This window comes from Salegentibacter chungangensis (genome assembly GCF_042678405.1).
In the GTDB taxonomy this organism is placed as follows: domain Bacteria; phylum Bacteroidota; class Bacteroidia; order Flavobacteriales; family Flavobacteriaceae; genus Salegentibacter_A; species Salegentibacter_A chungangensis.
Genome location: NZ_JBHTLI010000001.1, coordinates 1969875 through 1990874 on the forward strand (window position 1 = coordinate 1969875; position 21000 = coordinate 1990874).

The window sequence follows — 21000 nt, forward strand, 5'->3', positions numbered from 1 at the left end:
TTATGAGTTATCATTTATTTGAGGTTTATGGGATAGAACTGGAGTATATGCTTATTGACAGCAATACCTTTAAAGTTAACCCCATTGTGGATAAACTTCTGACCAAAAAGCACGGTGCTCTCACCTCTGATGTTAGCAACGGAAAAATAGAATGGAGCAATGAACTTGTTGCTCATGTCGTTGAAATAAAGACCAACGGACCAACTTCGGCTATCGAGGACCTGGATGCCCTGTTTGCGGAAAATGTCAGCGAAATGAATCAGCTATTGAGGGAGTTCGACTCCCGCTTGTTACCTTCAGCAGCACATCCTTTAATGCATCCTCAAACAGAAACAAAGCTTTGGGAGCACGAACATAGTGAGATCTATACCTTGTATAACAGGATATTCGATTGTAGCGGGCACGGCTGGAGCAATGTTCAGAGTATGCATATCAACCTGCCTTTTTCGGGAGATGAGGAATTCGGGAAACTGCACGCCGCCGTTCGTCTGTTACTGCCAATTATTCCTGGCCTTGCCGCTTCCTCTCCGTTATTTGAAGGGAAGAAGACGGGTTTCAAAGATGCCCGAATGGAAGTTTATAAGACCAACCAGAAAGAGATCCCTGAAATGACCGGGAAGGTGATCCCCGAGCAGGTCTTTACCAAGAAGGAATATGCTGAAGTGATTTTTGAACCCATTAAAAAGCAGATCCGGAAGTATGATACCGATAATATCCTGGATAAGCATTTCCTTAACTCCAGGGGAGCTATTGCGAGGTTCGACAGGAATGCCATAGAGATCAGGGTGATCGACCTTCAGGAAGCTCCTAAAGCCGATCTGGCTATAGCTATACTTATTATCGAAAGCCTGAAATTACTGGTTAGCGAAGAACTGATCTCTTTTGAAGATCAGAAGCAATGGCACGAAGAGGATCTTTTTGATATTTTTAATGCTGTGGTAAAGGATGCTGAAAATGCCCAAATTGAGAATTTGGCCTTTCTGGATGTTTTCGATCTCCAAGGGAAAACTCTTGTAAAGGATATCTGGTTTAAACTGTATGAAAGGGTGAAATCCAACATTTCTGTACGGCACAGGGAGAGTATCGAATTTCTCTTAAATAACGGCAGCCTTGCTACACGCATTCTGAAAGTTTTGGGAGATGAGCCTTCTGAAGGCAGGATTAAAGAAGTCTATCTTGACCTTGCCGACTGTCTTGAACAGAATAAATTCTTTAAGCCTTGAAACTGGTCCTGACCTGCGAGCATGCTTTCAATACCATTCCTAAGGAATACAGGTATCTTTTTATGGATTCCGGTTCCGTTTTAGAATCGCACCGGGGCTATGATCCGGGAGCCTTTGACCTGTTCAGGGAACTCGTACCTCTTTCAGATCACAGTGAGTACCAAAAGACGGGAAGATTACTGGTAGAAGTAAACAGGTCTCTGAAGCACCCGTTCCTGTTTTCAGAGTTTACCAAACATCTACCAAGGCAGGAGAAGGAAAAGATCCTTAAGAACTTTTATTTTCCCTATAGAAATTCAGTAGAACAGTCAATTTCCGAATTCATTAGAAATGGAGAGCAGGTCCTGCACCTGTCTGTTCATAGCTTTACACCATTCTTTAACGAAATGCTCCGGAATGCTGATATCGGGATCCTTTATGATCCCTCTCGTAAAAATGAAAAAGAAACCGGGAAAGAATTCAAAAGACGATTACAGCAAAATTTACCTGATCTGAGAATCAGGTTCAATTACCCATACCTAGGAAAGGCCGATGGATTTACAACCTATCTGCGAAGAATGTTCCCGGATCACTATACGGGCATTGAGCTGGAGGTGAATCAGGAGTTCGTGACCAGGAATAAAATGAATAGGGCAATAAAAAAGGCCGTAAAAACGGCCTTAAATAATTTATTATAGATTTTCCGGTTAGCTCACCAGTTCAGAAGTCAGGGTGATCTCGGTATCCAGAAGTCTCGAAATTGGGCAATTCTTCTTGGCGTCCTCTACCAGTTCATCGAATTTACTTTTCTCGATCCCGGAAACTTTTGCTTTCAAGATCAGGTGGGACTGGGAAACAGTACCATCTTTAAAGGTGATCTCGGCTTTGGTTTCCAGTTTTTCAGGATCGAAACCGGCTTCGGTTAAATTTGCCGAAAGCTGCATAGTGAAGCATCCCGAATGTGCTGCTCCAATGAGTTCTTCAGGATTGGTTCCCTTTTCGTCTTCAAAACGCATTTTAAAGTTGTAGGGAGTATTGTCAAGAACCCCGCTTTGGGTGCTAAGATTTCCTTTTCCTTCTTTTATCGTGCCTTTCCAGACAGCGGTAGCTTTTCTTTTCATAATTCTGATTTTTTTGTCGTTTGCTCTAATATAACCATCAGAAGATACAAGAGAAAATAATTATAAAAACCTTAACCGTTTTAGACCGGATTGGAGCAGGTCCATAAAAAAAGCCCGAAGGGAACTTCGGGCTTTTTAAATTATATAAGAAACTGACTTATTTGATCTCTACAACTTCAAGATCAAAAACAAGGTCTTTTCCTGCTAGCGGGTGATTTGCATCTACCACGATAGTTTCGTCTTTTACTTCTTTTACTACCAGGTTCATTTCTCTTCCGTCAGGGCTTTTAGATACAAGTCCCATTCCTACTTCCGGCTTAAGATCTTCCGGTAGTTGAGATTTTTCAACCTCCTGGATCAGCTCTTCGCGAGGCTCACCGTAAGCTTCTTCTTTTGGTATGTTGATGGTCTTTTTTTCGTTCACTTCCATATCGATAAGGCCATTTTCAAAACCAGGGATCAACTGTCCTTGTCCCATAGTAAATTCTATAGGCTCACCGCGCTCAACAGAGCTGTCAAATACCTGTCCGTCAGCTAATTTTCCTGTGTAATGTACCTTTACCGTGTCGTTTTGTTTTACTTGACTCATAACTTTTATTTACAATTAAAAAATAGGCTATTATTTAATATTCAGCCATTTAAGATTGCAAAGGTACACTTATATAACTGACTCACAAACCCTGAGGAGATTAAAAGTCTTAGTTTACTTAAGCTTAACATACTTTAAAATTACCTTAGGCTTTAAGTGATTAAATAAGAGTGGGATGGCTTAAAGTTGGAAATTTCAGATTAACTGAATATCTTTAATTCTTAACCAAAACTCCTACTAATTTTTTCCTTATGAAAAAACCTAACGCCATTAGCTCAACCTCAAGAAGAAATTTTATCAAAAGTACTGCTATTGCCACCACAGGGATGATGATCGTTCCCAGACACGTTCTAGGTGGCCCTGGATATATCGCACCAAGTGACAGGCTGGTGGTTGCCGGAATAGGAGTAGGAGGTAAGGGGCAGAGTGATATCCAAAGTTTTGCCAAAACCGGGAAAGCCGAAATAGGATTCTTGTGTGACGTTGACGATAGGCGTGCTGCAAAAAGTATCGCGCGTTTTCCAAAAGCCAAATACTATAAGGACTGGAGAGAACTTTTCGATAAGGAGGCTAAAAATATAGATGCTGTTTCAGTTTCCACTCCAGATCACAATCACGCGGTACAGACTATGGCTGCAATGGAACTTGGAAAACCGGTATATGTTCAGAAACCGCTTACCCATGATATTTATGAAGCCCGGAAACTTACAGAAGCTGCCAAAAAATACAAGATCGTTACCCAGATGGGGAACCAGGGCGCTTCAGGGGATGGGGTGCGAAAGATGATGGAATGGTACAATGCCGGACTGCTGGGGAAAGTTCATACGGTTTATTGCTGGACAGACCGTCCGGTTTGGCCACAGGGAATTCCGTGGCCCAAGGCTTCAGCAAAAGTTCCTGCCGAGCTAGACTGGGATCTTTGGCTGGGAACGGCTCCCTATAAAGAATATGTTGACGGGCTGGTACCCTTCAACTGGCGCGGCTGGTGGGATTATGGTACCGGCGCCCTTGGAGATATGGGATGCCACCTTGTGGAAGCCCCATATCGCGTACTTGACCTAAAATATCCTAAAGATGTTCAATGCAGTGTGGGGAGTGTATACGTAGATGAATTTGAAAGAGGCTACTTCCCTGAAAGCTGCCCTCCATCAAGCCACGTGATAATGACCTTCCCTGAAACCAAAAAGACCGATGGAGACCTCACACTTCACTGGATGGATGGTGGAATAAAACCAATGCGTCCTGAAGAGCTTGGGCCAAATGAAACTTTTGGTGATGGTGGAAATGGAGTGCTGTTTGTAGGAACCAAAGGAAAAATGATGTGTGGTACCTATGGAGCAAATCCAAGGTTGTTGCCTACTTCCAGGACAGAACAGGTAAATGTGGAGCAGCAGTTTGAAAGAGTGCCGGGTGGCGATGAAGGGCACTATGGCCAATGGGTGGAAGGCGCTATTGCCGGGTATGGTAATAAAGAACTCAGCTCGCCCTTCGAGATCGCAGGGCCGCTAACCGAAACCCTTTTAATCGCCAATCTTGCCATTAGAGGTATAGATATCAGGAAGAAGAAAAAGAAAATTGGCGGGAAGGTCTCTTATGAATATCCGGGGCGTGACATTAAGATGATCTGGGATGCAGAAAATATGAGAGTCACTAATCTTGATGAAGCGAACCGTTATATTAAACGGGATTACCGCGAAGGCTATAGCTTATAAAACATATCACAATTTAAATTAAGATTGGCCGTTTAAACAAGCGGCCTGTCTTAATTTGGCACTTTATGTTATATATGAAGATTATTCACTCTTTTTTACTTATCTCATTGATATATATTGCCTTTGGTTTTACCAGCTGTGACTTTGGTAATAAGAAATTAAAAGCTTCAGATAAGGTATGGGATACATTAGAAGTGTCGGTTTCTGCATATAATTCAGTGCCGTATCAAACCGGGGCAGGAGGTGCCAATATTACTGCCTGGGGAGATACCCTGAAACCAGGTGACAAGGTAATTGCCGTTTCCAGAGATCTTCTTGAAAAGGGCCTTGATTATAATACTCCGGTTAAAATCCAGGGTTTTGATGGGGTGTTTTTGGTGAAAGACAAAATGCATTATCGCTGGAAGAATAAGATTGACATTTATATGGGAGAAGATATCCAGAAAGCCCGGAATTTTGGACGGAAGAAACTCTGTGTTTATTTCGAAAAAGAGCCTGATAGCCTGGCTAAAAATTAAACAGGGGGCTTAAAGCTTTACTTTAAATCTTATTTTTTTCTTATACTTAGCCTTCATTATTGAAAACACACCAATGAAGACCTATTTCAACTTATTCCTATTATTCATACTTTTATTTGGGTTTAATAATCTTTCAGCACAGGATCAGGACAGTATTCCTGGGGGTAACAAGGTGGTGATTGGGTTGACGGAAACACCTCCTTTTGTAGTGAAGGAAGGCAATGGAAAATTTTCCGGACTTAGTATAGACTCCTGGAATCTGGTCAATGAAAAGCTTGAATTGGATTATACTTTCAAGACGTATCCGAATCTTGCCGCACTTTTAAAGGCGGTGAAGGATTCAGAAGTTGACTTCAGCATTAATCCGATAACCGTAACCGACCAACGGATGAAGTATCTTGAATTTTCCCAGCCTTATTTTATTTCCCATACGGGTGTAGCTAAAAGAAAGGAATCTAAGACCTGGAGTTATATAAAAAAATTGTGGAGTTGGGACTTTATTTCTGCTGTTCTGGTGCTAATAGGGGTGATCTTTATTTTTGGCTTTTTGGTGTGGGTCTTTGAAAGAAAAAGCAATAAGGAAGAATTTGGGGAGGATGCCCGTGGAATTTTACAGGGGTTCTGGTGGAGTGCTGTGACAATGACCACCGTAGGTTACGGCGATAAATCCCCGCGAACTTTTGGTGGCCGCCTCGTAGGTCTTATCTGGATGTTCCTGGCTATTATTATGATTTCCAGCTTAACCGCCGGGATCGCTTCATCTCTGACTGTTAAGAGTATGAACGATGAGATCAATTCAGTAGAAGATCTTGGACGTTTTGAGGTTTCTACTGTAACCAGCTCCAGTGCTGCAGAACTTCTAGAGCTATATAATATTGAAGGTGCAATGGTGACAGATGTTCGCGGTGGTATCCAGAGCTTGTTAGATAAGAAAACTTCACTTTTTGTGTATGACGAACCTATTCTTAAATATGAGATCGAAAGGAGGGAGCTGGAAGACGAGGTCGAGATTCTTCAAAAATCTCTGAAAAAGGATTATTATTCCTACAGCTTTCCTAAAAAATCCGTTTATACTGAAATTATTGATCCAGTATTGATTAGTACCCTGAAAACACTGAAATGGAGTAACCTAATGAAAGATTATCAGTAGTAATATTTTGCCTTTCAGTTTTTTACGGATAAATACCGCTTTTGAGGTATATAATTTTATAAAGTATTGGCTAATTTTATAAGCTGCTCAAAATACAGTTGAGACTTGTAAAATTGGTTCCCGGTTACTGTTTTTTAGTGATTTTTAGGACATATTTCTAAAGAAGAGTTCGGTTTTCCTAAAAAAGGGAATAGCAATTAAATAAAGAAGGACAATTGGTTTTGACGCTGGAATTAAAAGGAAGCTTAAAACTAACCAAAATGCAGAATAGAGATAATAACTGCGAATCTACTGAGGAATATATTATTCAGAAGAGCAGAAAAAACGGATTTGGGACATTTTATGTATTAGTGATACTTATTATTTTAGCCACAATAATTGCCGTAACAGGGGTGTTTTTCAATTATTGGTAAATTACTTTTTGATCTCATTGAACAAGAGAAAAGCCTGGTTCACATATTCTTTCTCAAGAAAAATGGTAAAATAGTTGGAAGTAGAGGTCATCTCAAAGACTGGTATTCCTTCATAGGCCAATAATTTGAATAGATAGAAATACAAACCTACAGATTGCGAACTGTTTTTTGGTAAGGTTATCGTTATGGAAGACAATTCGTCTTTAACCGATACCCGCACTTCGCTCCTGAAGCATTCTTCCACCAGGTCGGTAAGAGTAGACGAAACCAGGATATTTGTTTCCTGAAAGTTGCTTGAATAGTTCAGGTAGATTCCGTTTTGGTCTTTTACAGATTCCAGCAATCTTGCCTTGTTGGCAATGATGCTGTTGGAATTCAGAAAAGTGTACTCCGTAATTCCCGATCGTACTACAATATCACCTAACTCTCTGAGATTCTTCATATTGATCTTTGTACGCTTAGGGGCGTACCGCCTTAAAGCCATAATAATAGAGCCTTGCTTAACTGGCTTTCTCATTTCCTTTTCCACCAAAGGCTGAATATCTGCCGCCAGGCCGCTGTAATTGATGATGTCTCGCGCCATAGCATCATCAAGGAATGGTTGATGCCTTAAGATATCGTGAACACAGGTAGTTATCGTTTTCATTGTTTATTATTATACACTTTGTGCAAATGTATATAAAATGAATTATTTTTTTTGCTGCAGAAGGCTTTAAAACTAATTATGCAGCTCTAAATAAAATGTGATGAAGGTTTTAAAGTTTGGCGGAACCTCTGTAGGTTCGGTGGAAAGTATTAGAAATGTTAGCAAAATCATTGCGGGGCAGAAAGGCAGGAAACTGATTGTAGTCTCTGCAATGTCCGGGGTTACCAATGAGCTGGTAAAGATCACCGAGCTTGTTAAAACATCTTCTTATCCTGAGATCGATTCTATAATAGGGGATCTCAGGAACAGGCATTTCGCTGCGGCAGATGAATTGATTCCTGATCACTCACTAAATGCTTCGGTAAAGGAGCACCTGGACCAGTTACTTGGATATTTGCAGGACACTACCAGGAGCCAATATTCAGAGCGCATTTATTCAGAAATTGTTACTTATGGCGAAACTATGTTAAGTTTCCTGTTCTCGAATTTTCTGACGGCTTCAGGAAAGGAGAACGTTCTTCTGGATGCTAAGGAGTTTATGCATATATCCAATCTTGAGAATCCGGATACAGAGCTTGTGGGTACTTTGCTTTATAAAAGCATTCAGGATTTTTCCGAAGCCGATATTTATATTACCCAGGGATTCGTAAGAATTGATGGAAATAACAATATTGGAACGCTTAAAAGAGGTGGAAGCGATTATACTTCTACCATTTTAGGGGCGGCTGTAAACGCTGAAGAGATACAAATCTGGACAGATATAGACGGTTTTCATAATAATGATCCGCGTTATGTTGAAGGAACACATCCTATCTCTGACCTTACTTTTGAAGAGGCAGCCGAACTGGCCTATTTTGGGGCTAAGATCCTGCATCCGCAAACCGTATCTCCGGTTATAGATAAAAACATTCCTATCTTTCTGAAAAATACATTTACTCCTGAAGGCCTTGGAACACGCATCTCTTCAGATTTAAAGAACAGGGGGCTTAAGGCTATTTCTGCTAAAGACGGGATCACCGCGATCAAAATTCGTTCTAACCGGATGCTGATGGCTCACGGATTCCTTAAGAAGATCTTTGAAGTCTTTGATACGTATGAAACTGCGATAGATATGATCACCACTTCTGAGATTGCAATTTCGTTAACTATAGATGATAACCGTAACCTGGACCTGATACTTGAGGAGCTTAATGCTTACGGTGAAATTACGGTAGAGAAGGAGCATAGCATTATTTGTATTGTTGGGGAATCTGTAATTGAAGATAAAAGCACATACAGGCTGTTTGAACTTTTAAATGAGATCCCGGTAAGGATGATCTCCTACGGCGGTAGTAGTAATAATATTTCACTGTTGGTGGCAACTGATAATAAGATAGAAACCCTCAGGCAGTTAAACGCACGGCTTTTTAATTTAAAGGCACTAGCAGTATAAGTTTATTTTTTCCTTAGATGGAATGGTTGGTTTGAATACTGTTCCTTTTTGTGTAGTGAAAACCGCCGGTGGACCAATTTTAACCGGCGGTTTTATTTTATTTATCGCGATTCTTTTCCTCGATGAATTTGGCCATAAAATAAGTGCTGCGGTGCTGATGGTGCTTAAGCATAGCACCCGTGAAATTCTCTCTTCGGTGACTTTGCAGTTTTGCTTTAACCGACTCCAGGATTTCGAAGAAGTTACCAGAAATTCCCTTGTCGGTGAATCGCTCATTGATGATTTCAACTCCTTTTTTATGCGCCATTTGCCAGTTTTTCTCGTTTAAATAAAGATCAACTGCAGCTTTGGCAATAGCTTCAGGTTCTGTTTTTACCATTCCCGGCCATTCCCGGGATGAGGCAATACCTTCGGTTCCTACCGGGGTTGTGACACTTGGGGTCCCACATTGCATGGCTTCTATAAACTTCCCTTTGATTCCCGCTCCGAACCTTAATGGCGCAATACAGATCCTGGCATTCTTCATCACTTCCCGGGAGTCGGCTGCTCTTCCTTTAATTTGGAATCCGCTCGCAGGATGATGCAGGGCTTTAATTTTGGCAGATTCATAAGCTCCGTAAATATGCAGCTCTGCTTTCGGTAATTCCTTTCTGATAAGTGGCCAGATCATTTCTTTTAAATATAGAACCGAATTGCGGTTAGGCTCGTGTTTAAAATTTCCAATAGTCAGGAAGTGACCTCGCTCTTTAAATTTCGGTAAATCTTCAGTTTCCTTAATTTCAGGAACTAAAAACGGAAAATAGAAAAGGATGCTAAACGGAATATTAAATTGATTCTTTAAGAGGTCCATTTCGAAGTCTGAAATAATCAGGCTTAGATCACACCTGTAAATAGAAGCTATTTCCCGTTTTGTAAGATCAGAATCGAGAATAAGGCTGGTTTCCGGAAGTTTCTTTTTCCACGCCTCTTCCCGGGCTTTTCTTAGAAAATGCAGATCTTCGGTATCAAGCACTTTTATAGCCTTGGGAGCAAAATCGTCTACTCTCCACCCGAACTGTTCTTCCATCATAAACCTGTCAAATAAAACAACATCTGGCTTAAAATCAGAAAGAAACCTATCGAAACTCGAATCGTTGAGCCGGATGGATTTGGTGGTTATTCCCAGGCTTTCAAGATCGGCCATATAGGCTGTTCTTGAGGCTGTGGTAGCAAAACAGATCTTATAATCCCTGTTTTTAAAGGAATTGAGCAGGAACATCATCCGGCTTCCGGCAGCAGATGATCCGGGCTCGGGCCATACATAACCTATAACAAGAAGACGTTTCATACAGGAAATTTCAGCAAAAATAAGGGAATCCATCCGGATTGTATGTTTTGCAGATTCCAAACTTCAGCGAAATTAATTACCTTAAGCTTTCCAAAGTAATGAAAGATGAGCAGAGGATTTGTAAAGGAAGAAGATCAGGAAGAAGCGCCAATTATACCGCCCAGGGCTGCATTGCCTGAAGGTGTCACTAATTATGTAACTCCTAACGGGATGAAAGAACTGCTCGCTGAGAAGGAGGAGCTGGAAAAAGCGCGTGCTGACCTTGAAATTGAGAATGAGACTGAAAAGAGAAGGGTGCAGGCTGTAATTGACGGAAAGATGCAGTTGCTGGCGGAAAGGATCGCTTCAGCAAGGGCACTCGATCCAAAGGACCAAAACCAGGAAGAAGTGCGTTTTGGTGCCAAGATCACCTATGAGGTTTTAGGCCCAGGGAAAAAGGCTGAAAATTTTATTCAGATAGTGGGGGTAGATGAAGCCGATGTGAAAAAGAACAAGATCGCTTTCGTTGCACCGCTTGCAAGGGCTTTTACCGGAAAAAAGGAAGGGGAGACCGCCGAATTTCAAATTGGGAAGGAGCTTAGAAAATTTAAGATCAAAAAGATCGAATATTAATGCTTCTTTTCTTCAAGAACAAATTCCAGGGTATCGACAATATCCCCATATTCATCAATTTCTATCTTGAATTCAAGCTCTGAAGGACTGGCCTCATAACCGAGATTTTCAAGTTGCCCCGAATCTATTTGCGCTGTATAATTACCCGGTGGAAGTCCCAGATAATTGAAATAGCCATCACTTTCACTTAAGATGCTTGCAACTTCATTTCCGTTTTCATCGAAAATGTTTAAGATAACACGCCCTAAGCCTTTGGTTGTCCCGTCTTCTTTAAAGAAGATCATTCCCGAAACTTCTCCCATCGCTTCAATCGGGACATATATTGCCTTAAACTGGTTAGGAACCGTTTCCACCGCAATTTTTGGGTTTCTCACCTTCCACGCGATATTATCCAGACTTACAGGGTCTATCTCCAGGACAGTTTCTATATAAGGCTGAATATCTGTAATTCTGATAACTGTTTCGTCCTCATTATAGGTGAGTCTTCCAAGGGTGTTTTTAAGCTCCATTCCAGGCACTCCTTTTTCCATAGGATCCATCTTTCCATTGATGTTAAGATCAAGGAACGGAATGATCGTAATTCCACCTTTACCGACGCTGGTTCTGTTGGTTGCCGTTATATAGCCGGTATTGTCATCAAACAAGAAGCTTCCCCTGGCCGACTGGACAAAAGATGAATTTCTGTTCCCTAACCGTGAGGTCATAGAGGTTTGGGCGAAGTTCACATTATATCGTAACCCGAATTCAAAAATATGTGCGTTACGTATAAAGTTATTCTCATAACCGATATTCACGAAACCGTTCTCAAAGATCGGTCTTTCCACTTCCAGTACCAGATTTGTGAAATTATTCGTGCGAAAATCATACTGAATCTGGGGTGAAAAAAGGAATTGCTTTGGCAGTCTGTAAGTTTGTGACAGGCTTGTATAAACGGTAGGTTTGGCAACCCTGTCGTTATATAGTGCGTAGGTAGTAAGATTTGTGCTTACTCCAAGAACCACGCCAGATAAAAGCAACTGAGCGGTAGTAAATTCGGTGGTAGGGAGTATGATCTGGTTTACACTAAATCTTGAAAAGGCATTAAAATGCTTGCTTCTGATTGGTGCAGATAAGGAAATTTTACGCTCTTCAAGATAGTTGTAATTGATTGCCGTCTGATCTTCATCGTATTTGATGTAATTAAGATCCAGTTGTAAATTTGATGGTGAGCGATAACTAAGTAGCGCTTCAGCCTTTACATTATACATATATTCTCCTGAAAACAGGAGGCTTGAAGCTAAACGAAGGGAGGAGTTTATAAATGGCATAAACTCTCCGCTTTCAGTTTCAGATAAATACTCTACACCACCACCTATAGTAAGCCCGTTTGTAAGCCCATAGTTAAGATTGAATCTCGAAAACCTGTCGTTCTCTTCATTTTCAACCATCCCCGCGCTTAAGGTATATTCCAGTTCAGTTTTGGGGACAAAATTGTAAGGAATATTGATCATACGGTCTTCAGTCCTTTCTTCTCCCCAGGGGCCATAAAATTTTAGGTTTACCGAGGTGTTTCCGTACATGAGCGGTACCTCGAACGAATAAAATCCCGAGGCATCGGCCTGCGTAAAATCTATAAGTACATTATTTACATAAAGCTCCACAGTCCATCTTGGTTCAGTAAAATCAGTCAGAGTATAAGTTCCGAAAGACCTTCTGTTCCTAACCGGAGTATTGCTTAACTGGACTCCCACCACAGGGGCAAAGAGGGAAGAAGTGGCATTGGTGAATATTTTCCCGGCAGTTACCTGCTTAAAGACTTTACTGTCATTATTAACGTACTTCCATTGATAGAACTGATTTCTGGAAGTGAAAGGGACCCTCGTAGAATAATTAAGCAGAGCGTTGGCTTCACCACCTGCAATCATTGTCCCAAGGCCTAAACTTAACCGGTTATCTTCGGGGCCATTTGTTTGCTGGGTGGTAATCACGCCCCAGTCCAGCATTCCTCCTTTTAAAAATGGATACTTTCTTTCTATTATTGTATCGGGCTTTACAACTCCCTTAACCTGATCCAGATTTTTTCGCATTCTGTCCAGGCGCTGTTGTTTGATCACCGGGAGTTCCTCTTCGGTCTCTACCGTTACGCTCAGATTTCTGAAGTTGAAATCGGTATTAAGTCCGAAAATTCTTCCGAAGTAATCTGATTTAAGATAGAAGCTCGTGGGGGTCTTAATGAAGTCTTCTTTAGGAAGCGGGTAAGTTTCCCCTCTATAAATTATTTTTCCTGCTGTAGGATCTATCTGGTATGTGTTCTCGGGATTGACATAGAAACCACTGATAATCCCTGAAGTATTATCGGTTTCGGTTTTGATCTTGAGGAAATCAAAAAGGTCGGAGACCGAGAGATATGCCTCCTGTCCTTTAATGGCCACAGGAAATTCTATAGTTCCTAATTTTGGAACATTCAGTACTACCGGAAATTCATCATATCCCTGATATTCCTGGGCATTTATACCAAATGTGGGAATAAGGAAGCTTAAAATTAAGAAGCAGCCTGATTTGGTGATTTTCCTTTGAAATAAATAAGCCAGGTAGAAAAAAGTGGGGGTAATCTGTGGCATTATAGCTTTTATTCCTGGATAAAATTAATTGTTATGTTTCCGGCATATTGCCCTGCCGGATTGGTTGTGATATTGCTCACACTCAGTGTTCCTCCTATATATACTTCCTGAGGAATTGTGTGAGGGCCTTTTGCAATAAAAGTAGGGTTTTCACTATAATCCATATCTGTAATCCTTAGCTCGAGGGTTTGGCCATTACTTCCTGTGAGAGTGAAAACACTGGATGCAGGAACTATGTTTATAACGGTGCCTGGGTTGGCATAAACATCAAAAATGGCTGAAGTAACCGGTTCCCTGTTTAGCTCTATGATATCACCGGTCACGATGCGTGTAGGATTAGCTACCGGAGAAACATAAATAGTGCCTCCATTATTGCCAATTGTAAATGTTCCGAAGTTTAAATTTCTGGCCGTTCTTACTTCAACGCGTAAAGGGCGTGGCGGATTTTCAGGATTGTTTTGAGCGCTCAGGGATAAACCAAACATCAGGAAAAGCAAGAAGATCACCTTTTCCGAAAAATGTCTTTCAAATAATGGTAATAGGCTTGTTCCTTTCATCTACTTCTTGATTATGATTTTTTTGGAATACTTTCTCTTTCCTGTCTGAAGACTAATAATATAGATCCCTGAACTGCGAATTCCCCGGATTTCTATGCTTTGTTTGCCCGAAACCTCTCTGGCATCAAGCACCTGGCCGGAAACATTGTTTGCTCTTAAAAGGCCCTTTTCCCCATTTTCAAGATTTAAATAGACCTTTACCTGGCCAAAACGGTTGTCTACGCTAAAAGCATCATTGAATGCTATAGCCGGGTCAGTTATAGGCTGTTTTGAAAGAACGAGCTCAAATCTGGAAACATCGGCTCCGGTATCCATCCTGAAATTGTAGGATCCGTTATTCTTTAGGTTATGTGCAGTCCTTTCTTTGTTGTCTATCAGATAAATATTAAGTCCTGAGGAGATATTCTCAAGTTCGCTAAGCTCAATATTTATCCAGCCGCTTCGTTCGGTCTTAATGCCAAGGGGAATCCGGTTTATATCTGAAATTCCCTTAGTGGATATCCCGTTTATCGACACCTGCTTGCTTTCTGAGGTCAGACTGAAAAGACTTGGAACGTTCACATCGGTATTCATCAATTTCAGAGCATCCTTATCTTGCTCAAATTCTGAGCGAGCTGAAGTTGAAAAGTAAACCACTGCAGCATCCGTTGATGCCTGCTCTTCAAAACCGGCCCTTAAACGAATTAAAGGTTTCGATTCGGGAGCATTTTGAAAGGTTCTGAGAAATGGCTGACTGTAATTCATAACCCTCACATTATTGGTCATTCCCAAAGTGCCTGTGGTAACCGTGCCTGGGGAAGGATCTCTAACATGCACGAAGAATCCCTGCATAGAAGGAATAATATTCGATGATTTCCCGTCTGCACTTTGAACCCCGTTCACATAAGAAGTGTAAGTTCCGCCATAAGGGTCATCTGTACTTGCATTAAAAAAATAGATACCTCCGTCTATATTATCCTTGGTCCAGCCTGATGCATCCCAGTCAATAGGCGAGGGATATGGGTTTCCTACAAGATTGAATCCTTTAGTATAAATGCCATCGTGATTACTAAGATCTATACTGTAGCTACCGTCATTTACGGTACCTGTTAATTCCACGGTTACCGGTGAGGAACTTGCGCCGAAATTAAAAGCATAGCCTTCGCCGATATTTAACCCCCCTGTGTGAGGAAGCCAGCCTGAAGCATCTTTACCGGTCCCATTAATATCTTTTTCGCGATTTTCTTCATAACGGTAAACCTGTGGGAAAGTATTCGATAAGTCTATATAACTTCCAAAATCACTTACGTTTAAGGAAGTGAACGGAGAACTGAAGTATTTATAACCAAATGCGGAGTCCAGATAGCGCTGCATCGTAACTTCTCCGTTTACGCTCCCCGTTTCCGAAGCCTCTATCAAAGCGGTTTGATTTGCATCGGACAGAAGAGTCAGGTTGCCATTGGTGTTAAATATGCCCGTTTGTGGCAGCAGGTAACCTGAAATGCCCAATTCCCCCTGCAGGTCAATCCCTGCCGGATTATTTGAGATCAGGTTTTCAATTTTATTATTCAAAAAGCTGCCTGCCGGGATAGTTTGAGATGTTGTTCCTGAGAATGCTATGGTTCCTTGGCGGGTATCAAAACTTCCACTGTTGGAAATGTAGCCTTTTAGCTCAAGGGTATTATCTGTAACACTAAGCTTAGCACCACTTTCTATATTGATATTATTAGCGATCCCTGGATTTCCGGCGTTCAGAACAGGGTAATTTACCAGTCCTGAAGGAATGATCACATTGGTTACTGAAATTGGAACTGCATTACAGTTCCAGTTAGACGGATCATTCCAGTTGGTTCCGTTCGTACCGATCCAGACATTATCATTGGTAATATTAATTTCCACGCTATTGGATAAATCTATACAGGATCCTGAAGTTGTTATCCTTCTATACCAGGTGGTTTGAGAAAGAGTCCCTGGGTCATAATTCTTACTATTAGTTATGCCGGAAGCGGGAGAGAATCCCGTAGAAGGGCCGGTGGTGCTGCTTTCCCATTTATAAGTGTAAGTGCCGTCTCCGCCTGTTGGTATGGAGCCGTTTAATGTTTGGGCCACGTATGGGTTACAGCCAAATTGGGCTGCATCAATTGTATTCGATTTAATAATGGGAAGGATCTCAAACTCTAGGGAGGTGCCAAAATTTTGGCCCTGGGGCTCAGGATTAACAGAAGTTACGGAAATCCGGTAGGTGCTGCTATAAACCAAATCATTGGGCAGACTGACAGAAGTTGAGAAGGTTTTAGATGCCCCACCGGAGGCTTCAGGAGCTTCCCCGGGAGTATATCTCAATAATTCAGTGGAATAAGCATTGTTATTATCGATTAAAGTGATGATATATTCAGTGGTGGTAAGGAAATATTTATTGGAGCTCCCGGGAGCAGAACCTGTTCCGCCGGCACCATTACCGGATGGTCCGCCTCCATTTGAACCACTTCCATTTGTAACCGTAAAGGTGATGTTCATCTGAGTTCCGGCACATTGCTGGACGGTGTTGATTACCGGGTTGTCTATACTCTGACTATAGGAATCTATTGAAAATAAAAGGATCACCACCAAAAAGGCAGAAAATAACATCGAATTTCGGGGGGTGATTCGGGGCATTTATTTTATTCCAGTTTGAGGTCTGTAACAGCCAGTTTTTCGTCTTTATCAGAAGTATAGGTGATCTTTAGTTTTCCTGTACTCAGGTCGACTCCTTCAGCCTTTTGCAGCGCAAAAGAAAAGTTTCTCCTGGTATTAGGGGTGTAGACCGATATTCCTTTAACAAGGCCTACTTCTGTGGTTTTCCCGTTAAGGATATGTTCTACCTTCAGATCTCCGTAAACCGACATATTTCCACTGCGATTCAGCGTTAAAGAAAGGATAGGCTGATCTTCAATGTTTAACTCCACATCACTTATACTCAACTCAGTTGTTGATTTTCCTTCTCTTATGATAACCGGGATACTGATCCCAAAAACTGTATTGATCTTAATGGAGATCCCGTCAGCTTCATTTTGTTCTTCTGCACCAAGAGCCTTTTCTTCTTCAACGGCTCTGAAGTACATATGGGAGCGGTATTCACCTTGTTCCAGGTTTCCGGTTCTGGTAAGCTGAATTCTTACGGTCTGTGCTTCGTTAGGGGCCAGGCTGACTCTTCTTGGGAAATACCTTAAAAAATCGGTGGCAAAACGCTGACCTTCTTCTGGTTCTTCTATTTGTTCAAAATTCCCGCTTTCGGTCATTTTATACTGAATGAAAGAAATTGCATAGGTAGCCGTATCGGCTCCCGTATTGGCCAGATTCACTTCCTGCGTTCGTTGCGAACCGTCAAAAACGATGCGCTTAGGCATAATCATCAGGTCACCCTGGGCAAAGCCGGCAAGGCCTGAAATTAGAAATGATAAAATTAGTAGGGGGGTAGTAGGTAGTTTTGTTCGCATGTAAGGGGGCACTTATAATTTATACTTCATACTTATCTGGCTTCAAAGGTACTAAAACCACATGGATAACAATTCAAATCCCTGTTTAATCAATTATAGGAGACCGTGACGTTGAATCCGCCTGTATTGGTGTAAAATCCTGAAAGCTGATTTGCTTCAAGGTTTAAGGTAGCCCCGATCTTAAGGATATCAGTTCCTGCAGTAGTTCCCGCAGTAGGCTCCACAACAAACTGATTTATGATCAATATCTGATTCGGATTGTCCTGATTGTATAATATAAAGGAGTCCGGGAGGTTTATGGAGTAGCTGTTATTACCGTGAACCACAATTGCTTCGGCAGGGCTAACGTCTCCGGGCATTGAGCTGGAGATCTGCACGCCGTTTGCGGTACGGGTTCCATCGGGAGTTAGAATAAGGCTTCCCGGGTTGTAACTGCTTATAACATTTCCGAAATTGAGATCGAGGGTCTTATTGATCTTAATGGGGTCTATAACGCTTACCCTGGTATTAACACTTGCTGAAGCCGATGCCTGGCAAAAGCCTTGAAGGCCGTAAAAGAAACAAATTATCAAAAGATAAATCTTCATTTCTGATTTCGTGTTTTATTGTAGGGTAATATTAGGTTAATGTTTAAAGAAAAAACGCCGCCACACGGGCGGCGTTTTTATATGATTTAGACAGAATGTTTTTATTCGTAGGCTACTGAAACATCAAATGTTCCTGTATAATTTCCTGTTGCCTGACCTGAAGCCACATTTAAAGTTGCTCCAACATTTACGGTTTGTGCCGAACCTGTTCCTGAAGGATTAGCACCTGCATCATCTGTAAAAGTATCTACAGTGATATTATCAGTACCATTAGACAAAGTAACAGAAGTTGGAGTTGTTACGGTGTAGGCAAATCCGCTTGCAGCTGTAACTTCAAAGCTTGCTGCGGTTGGCGTAGTAGATCCGATTTGAGTTAGACCTGAGGCTGAACCATCATTAGCAATTACTACAGTTCCTGCAGCATTATTAGAGACTTTTCCAAAATTAAGATCTCCGGTTTTGGAGATAGAAATAGGGCTAACGATATCGGCATTTGCATTTGCAGTTGCACTTTGTGCAAACGCACTTCCTGAGATCAGGGCCATAAAGATAAAGGCAATTTTTTTCATTTTTTTGTAGGTTTCTGGGTTGATAGATTCAGCGCAAATATGTGCGAAACCTCCTATGGGAACAAAATTTATTCGATGATGTCGTCAGATATTCGTTAAAGTGCACAAACCTCCTGTTAGATTAACATTAAATAAGATTTGTTTGAAGTAAAAAGAGGAAGAGGAAAGGGAGAAGATAGGAATGAAGCCTGGCTAGTTGTAGTTTACACTAACCTCCATACTTCCTTTTGAAGTGTAATAGCCCGGAGTTTGATTGGGATTAATATCGAGGGTCGCTCCAACCCTGATGGTTTTTGAGCCTTCAGCGATCTGGCCTCCTTCGGTTATGCTGCTGGTAAAATCCTTAAGGATCATAGTCTCAGAACCATTGGTGAGTTCATAATGTGTTTTCGGAAGGCTTACAGAGAAAGAATATCCGGCTTCCCCGGTAACCTCAAATTCTGCTGCAGAAACATTTGCTCCTTCGGCCAGTTCAACCCCGCCAGAGCTAATTCTGGTATTTTCAGGCGTTAATATAACCGCTCCTCCGGAACGGGCATCGATATTGGCGAAATTCATATTGGAAGTTGTGGTAATGCCAATTGGTTGGATAATGGTAGCCGAAGCAGTAAATGTTGCCGTTGCCTGAGAGTATACTTCTCCGGAAAGCAGAAAACAAACAGTAATGAGTATGTAAAAAACCTTTTTCACTTAGCACTTTTATTGCATAGAGTAAAACTAATGAATATATCCTGCCTAATCGACAAAAGACCATAAAAATCGATGAAATGCACTTTTGTTTGATCTTGAGATTAACTGATTAAACATCGAATATTTGTAATAAACACATTACCAATAAGATACGATTTTAAATGGATTGAAGGATAGTTTAATTATTAATAATATTTAACATGACAAGATTTGAGTTTTGTGTAAAAAACCTATATTTCAACAACTAAAAATCAATTTTTATGAGAAATACATATTCAACGAACCTGAATTTAGCCTCTGTAGATTTCGGGCTGTTGTTTTTCCGGATAGCAATTTCTGGCTTAATGCTTACCCACGGCATCCCAAAACTTATAAAGATGTTTGGGAGCGATCCTATTCGTTTTGCCGATCCTTTGGGGGTTGGAGAAGTAACCACTTTCACCTTTGCTGTGCTCGCCGAATTTTTATGTTCGGTGTTGGTTATGCTTGGTCTTGGTACCCGATTGGCCGTTATCCCTTTAATTATGACAATGGCCGTTGCGGCGCTTGTAGTTCACGTTCCCGATGGTTTTGCGAAACAGGAATTACCGCTTCTTTTTTGCTCCGGTTTTATCCTGCTGTTATTTACCGGAGCCGGCAAATATTCTCTGGATCATTACTTTTTACTATCCAAGAAGAAGTAGACACTGCCAGACCTGTTCAATAAAAAAGGGCCGCCATTTGGCAGCCCTTTTTACTTTAAGAATGGTTCTGACTATCCTTCAGAATCGAGCATCGCAAAGAATTTATCCAGATTAGGAATAATTACGATACGGGTTCTTCTGTTTTTAGCCATATTTTCTTTAGATGAATTGTCAACTAGAGGCTGGTAGCTGCTTCTTCCTGCAGCGATCAGCTTAGATCCGTCTACATCATATTTGTCCTGTAGCTGACGAACAATAGCAGTTGCTCTTCTTACACTTAGATCCCAGTTATCCTGGATGTAAGAGCTCTCTACCAAAGTACGGTCGTCTGTATGACCTTCAATCATTACTTCCATAGCAGGTTCAGAGTTTATTACTTCTGCCAGCTTCTTAAGCAATGGCTGTGCATTTTTAGATACTCTGTAGCTACCACTTCCAAAAAGAAGCTTATCAGAAACATTGATCATTACAACTGTTTTGTCGACGTTAATATCAATATCTTCGTCGTTTTCACCTTCAGAAATAGAGTTCTTCAGGTTGTAAGAAACAGCCAGATCTATAGAGTCCTCAAGAGTTTCCGCTCCTTCAAGATCTTTAGGGTCCATCTTGGCGATGGTGGCTCTCATTTTCTCTTTGGTGTTATTAGACATTGCCGTAACATCGTTAAGCTCCAGCTTTTCGTTGTTCACTTCTTTAAGTGAATTGATCTTTTCATTGTATTCGGCAACACGCTCTTCTATACGAGCATACTTCTCTTCAATCTCCTCTTTTTCAACTTGGGTTTTTTGAAGGTTACTTCTGGTTTCATTTAATTCGCCTTCCAGTTCAACGTATTTTTTCTTAGATACACATGAACTTAGCATTGCTGCCGATAATACAGTAATTGCTATTGTTTTTCTCATTTTTAAATTTTTTTAGTTACCACCCAGGATTAGTTGTTTTTGCTTGGCTGGGCAATAGGAGTTGTACTATAATGATGCCATTTCAAGTTCAGAAGGTCTTTCTGTAATGAACTCTGTTAATTTAAATCCCTATGAATATTGGGGCAAGTTGCACAATCACAGCAACCTAAGCGCAAAGATTGTTTTGCTGAAAAATGAAACAAATCCTTTTCGGGAAATAAAATAAGAGGAGGTG

20 protein-coding genes are annotated in these 21000 nt (G+C 41.1%); 8 read left to right on the plus strand and 12 right to left on the minus strand.

All coding sequences use genetic code 11. The features are described 5' to 3' along the window. The first annotated feature begins 2 nt into the window (after nucleotides 1-2). Both ACFQ3Q_RS08970 and ACFQ3Q_RS08975 read left to right on the plus strand, forming a co-directional pair. Complete coding sequence (locus ACFQ3Q_RS08970) at nucleotides 3-1223, plus strand: carboxylate-amine ligase (RefSeq protein WP_380744976.1); 1221 nt, start codon at nucleotides 3-5, stop codon at nucleotides 1221-1223. Then, on the plus strand, nucleotides 1220-1900 hold the full coding sequence (locus ACFQ3Q_RS08975) for an N-formylglutamate amidohydrolase (protein WP_380744978.1): 681 nt from the start codon (nucleotides 1220-1222) through the stop codon (nucleotides 1898-1900). Before ACFQ3Q_RS08970 ends, ACFQ3Q_RS08975 begins: the two co-directional genes overlap by 4 nt. Before the next feature lie 9 nt (nucleotides 1901-1909). Here ACFQ3Q_RS08975 and ACFQ3Q_RS08980 read toward each other — a convergent pair whose 3' ends face one another. Together ACFQ3Q_RS08980 and ACFQ3Q_RS08985 are read right to left on the minus strand one after the other, a co-directional pair. Next, nucleotides 1910-2323, minus strand: a complete 414-nt coding sequence (locus ACFQ3Q_RS08980; RefSeq protein WP_380744979.1) for an OsmC family protein — start codon at nucleotides 2321-2323, stop codon at nucleotides 1910-1912. A gap of 157 nt (nucleotides 2324-2480) precedes the next feature. Beyond that, nucleotides 2481-2912, minus strand: a complete 432-nt coding sequence (locus ACFQ3Q_RS08985; protein ID WP_380744981.1) for an FKBP-type peptidyl-prolyl cis-trans isomerase — start codon at nucleotides 2910-2912, stop codon at nucleotides 2481-2483. 251 nt (nucleotides 2913-3163) lie between these two features. Between ACFQ3Q_RS08985 and ACFQ3Q_RS08990 the strand changes: the two genes are divergently transcribed. From ACFQ3Q_RS08990 to ACFQ3Q_RS09000, 3 genes are all read left to right on the plus strand, one after another. After that, on the plus strand, nucleotides 3164-4624 hold the full coding sequence (locus ACFQ3Q_RS08990; RefSeq protein ID WP_380744983.1) for a Gfo/Idh/MocA family protein: 1461 nt from the start codon (nucleotides 3164-3166) through the stop codon (nucleotides 4622-4624). 74 nt (nucleotides 4625-4698) lie between these two features. Continuing rightward, a complete protein-coding gene (locus ACFQ3Q_RS08995) occupies nucleotides 4699-5142 on the plus strand; it encodes a 3D domain-containing protein (protein ID WP_380744985.1) in 444 nt (147 codons plus the stop codon). A gap of 73 nt (nucleotides 5143-5215) precedes the next feature. After that, nucleotides 5216-6292 (plus strand): transporter substrate-binding domain-containing protein, encoded by a 1077-nt coding sequence (locus ACFQ3Q_RS09000; protein WP_380744987.1) that lies wholly within the window; start codon nucleotides 5216-5218, stop codon nucleotides 6290-6292. Nucleotides 6293-6706: 414 nt separating this feature from the next. Here the strand turns inward: ACFQ3Q_RS09000 and ACFQ3Q_RS09005 are convergent, their stop codons facing one another. Then, nucleotides 6707-7351, minus strand: a complete 645-nt coding sequence (locus ACFQ3Q_RS09005) for a hypothetical protein (protein ID WP_380744988.1) — start codon at nucleotides 7349-7351, stop codon at nucleotides 6707-6709. 100 nt (nucleotides 7352-7451) lie between these two features. Between ACFQ3Q_RS09005 and ACFQ3Q_RS09010 the strand changes: the two genes are divergently transcribed. Beyond that, on the plus strand, nucleotides 7452-8783 hold the full coding sequence (locus ACFQ3Q_RS09010) for an aspartate kinase (RefSeq protein ID WP_380744990.1): 1332 nt from the start codon (nucleotides 7452-7454) through the stop codon (nucleotides 8781-8783). 97 nt (nucleotides 8784-8880) lie between these two features. On the opposite strand, the gene ACFQ3Q_RS09015 is transcribed toward ACFQ3Q_RS09010, so the two are convergent. Next, complete coding sequence (locus tag ACFQ3Q_RS09015; RefSeq protein ID WP_380744992.1) at nucleotides 8881-10143, minus strand: glycosyltransferase; 1263 nt, start codon at nucleotides 10141-10143, stop codon at nucleotides 8881-8883. A 72-nt stretch (nucleotides 10144-10215) separates the two neighbouring features. Between ACFQ3Q_RS09015 and ACFQ3Q_RS09020 the strand changes: the two genes are divergently transcribed. After that, nucleotides 10216-10722 (plus strand): GreA/GreB family elongation factor, encoded by a 507-nt coding sequence (locus tag ACFQ3Q_RS09020; protein WP_380744993.1) that lies wholly within the window; start codon nucleotides 10216-10218, stop codon nucleotides 10720-10722. Here the strand turns inward: ACFQ3Q_RS09020 and ACFQ3Q_RS09025 are convergent. The 7 genes from ACFQ3Q_RS09025 to ACFQ3Q_RS09055 form a co-directional block, all read right to left on the minus strand. After that, entirely contained in the window at nucleotides 10719-13322 is a 2604-nt protein-coding gene (locus ACFQ3Q_RS09025; RefSeq protein WP_380744995.1) for a hypothetical protein, read from the minus strand. The two genes, ACFQ3Q_RS09020 and ACFQ3Q_RS09025, sit on opposite strands and share 4 nt — an antisense overlap. 8 nt (nucleotides 13323-13330) lie before the next feature. Continuing rightward, nucleotides 13331-13879, minus strand: a complete 549-nt coding sequence (locus ACFQ3Q_RS09030; protein WP_380744996.1) for a DUF4402 domain-containing protein — start codon at nucleotides 13877-13879, stop codon at nucleotides 13331-13333. Next, complete coding sequence (locus tag ACFQ3Q_RS09035) at nucleotides 13880-16513, minus strand: T9SS type A sorting domain-containing protein (protein WP_380744997.1); 2634 nt, start codon at nucleotides 16511-16513, stop codon at nucleotides 13880-13882. 5 nt (nucleotides 16514-16518) lie between these two features. Next, the gene (locus ACFQ3Q_RS09040) at nucleotides 16519-17334 is read right to left on the minus strand and encodes a fimbrial biogenesis chaperone (protein WP_380744999.1); all 816 of its coding nucleotides are present in this window, start codon (nucleotides 17332-17334) and stop codon (nucleotides 16519-16521) included. 89 nt (nucleotides 17335-17423) lie between these two features. Then, a complete protein-coding gene (locus tag ACFQ3Q_RS09045) occupies nucleotides 17424-17921 on the minus strand; it encodes a DUF4402 domain-containing protein (RefSeq protein ID WP_380745000.1) in 498 nt (165 codons plus the stop codon). A gap of 101 nt (nucleotides 17922-18022) precedes the next feature. Next, nucleotides 18023-18490, minus strand: a complete 468-nt coding sequence (locus ACFQ3Q_RS09050) for a DUF4402 domain-containing protein (protein WP_380745002.1) — start codon at nucleotides 18488-18490, stop codon at nucleotides 18023-18025. Between the two features lie 192 nt (nucleotides 18491-18682). Beyond that, entirely contained in the window at nucleotides 18683-19180 is a 498-nt protein-coding gene (locus tag ACFQ3Q_RS09055) for a DUF4402 domain-containing protein (protein ID WP_380745003.1), read from the minus strand. A gap of 260 nt (nucleotides 19181-19440) precedes the next feature. Here ACFQ3Q_RS09055 and ACFQ3Q_RS09060 point away from each other — a divergent pair, with 260 nt between their 5' ends. Beyond that, nucleotides 19441-19863, plus strand: coding sequence for a DoxX family protein (locus tag ACFQ3Q_RS09060; RefSeq protein WP_380745004.1), 423 nt, complete (start codon nucleotides 19441-19443; stop codon nucleotides 19861-19863). 71 nt (nucleotides 19864-19934) lie between these two features. Here ACFQ3Q_RS09060 and ACFQ3Q_RS09065 read toward each other — a convergent pair whose 3' ends face one another. Next, nucleotides 19935-20765 carry an OmpA family protein gene (locus ACFQ3Q_RS09065; protein WP_380745006.1) on the minus strand — a complete coding sequence of 277 codons (831 nt, stop codon included), beginning with the start codon at nucleotides 20763-20765 and terminating at the stop codon, nucleotides 19935-19937. Nucleotides 20766-21000 lie beyond the last annotated feature (235 nt).

What these genes read in the sequence shown, in the direction of transcription:
- ACFQ3Q_RS09035 (WP_380744997.1), bottom strand. Translation starts at nt 16,513, where the DNA reads ATGCCCCGAATCACCCCCCGAAATTCGATGTTATTTTCTGCCTTTTTG.
- ACFQ3Q_RS09045 (WP_380745000.1), bottom strand. Translation starts at nt 17,921, where the DNA reads ATGAAGATTTATCTTTTGATAATTTGTTTCTTTTACGGCCTTCAAGGC.
- ACFQ3Q_RS09025 (WP_380744995.1), bottom strand. Translation starts at nt 13,322, where the DNA reads ATGCCACAGATTACCCCCACTTTTTTCTACCTGGCTTATTTATTTCAA.
- ACFQ3Q_RS09020 (WP_380744993.1), top strand. Translation starts at nt 10,216, where the DNA reads ATGAGCAGAGGATTTGTAAAGGAAGAAGATCAGGAAGAAGCGCCAATT.
- ACFQ3Q_RS09005 (WP_380744988.1), bottom strand. Translation starts at nt 7,351, where the DNA reads ATGAAAACGATAACTACCTGTGTTCACGATATCTTAAGGCATCAACCA.
- ACFQ3Q_RS09015 (WP_380744992.1), bottom strand. Translation starts at nt 10,143, where the DNA reads ATGGATTCCCTTATTTTTGCTGAAATTTCCTGTATGAAACGTCTTCTT.
- ACFQ3Q_RS09060 (WP_380745004.1), top strand. Translation starts at nt 19,441, where the DNA reads ATGAGAAATACATATTCAACGAACCTGAATTTAGCCTCTGTAGATTTC.
- ACFQ3Q_RS08970 (WP_380744976.1), top strand. Translation starts at nt 3, where the DNA reads ATGAGTTATCATTTATTTGAGGTTTATGGGATAGAACTGGAGTATATG.
- ACFQ3Q_RS09065 (WP_380745006.1), bottom strand. Translation starts at nt 20,765, where the DNA reads ATGAGAAAAACAATAGCAATTACTGTATTATCGGCAGCAATGCTAAGT.
- ACFQ3Q_RS09030 (WP_380744996.1), bottom strand. Translation starts at nt 13,879, where the DNA reads ATGAAAGGAACAAGCCTATTACCATTATTTGAAAGACATTTTTCGGAA.
- ACFQ3Q_RS08990 (WP_380744983.1), top strand. Translation starts at nt 3,164, where the DNA reads ATGAAAAAACCTAACGCCATTAGCTCAACCTCAAGAAGAAATTTTATC.
- ACFQ3Q_RS09010 (WP_380744990.1), top strand. Translation starts at nt 7,452, where the DNA reads ATGAAGGTTTTAAAGTTTGGCGGAACCTCTGTAGGTTCGGTGGAAAGT.
- ACFQ3Q_RS08995 (WP_380744985.1), top strand. Translation starts at nt 4,699, where the DNA reads ATGAAGATTATTCACTCTTTTTTACTTATCTCATTGATATATATTGCC.
- ACFQ3Q_RS09040 (WP_380744999.1), bottom strand. Translation starts at nt 17,334, where the DNA reads ATGCGAACAAAACTACCTACTACCCCCCTACTAATTTTATCATTTCTA.
- ACFQ3Q_RS09050 (WP_380745002.1), bottom strand. Translation starts at nt 18,490, where the DNA reads ATGAAAAAAATTGCCTTTATCTTTATGGCCCTGATCTCAGGAAGTGCG.
- ACFQ3Q_RS09000 (WP_380744987.1), top strand. Translation starts at nt 5,216, where the DNA reads ATGAAGACCTATTTCAACTTATTCCTATTATTCATACTTTTATTTGGG.
- ACFQ3Q_RS08980 (WP_380744979.1), bottom strand. Translation starts at nt 2,323, where the DNA reads ATGAAAAGAAAAGCTACCGCTGTCTGGAAAGGCACGATAAAAGAAGGA.
- ACFQ3Q_RS08985 (WP_380744981.1), bottom strand. Translation starts at nt 2,912, where the DNA reads ATGAGTCAAGTAAAACAAAACGACACGGTAAAGGTACATTACACAGGA.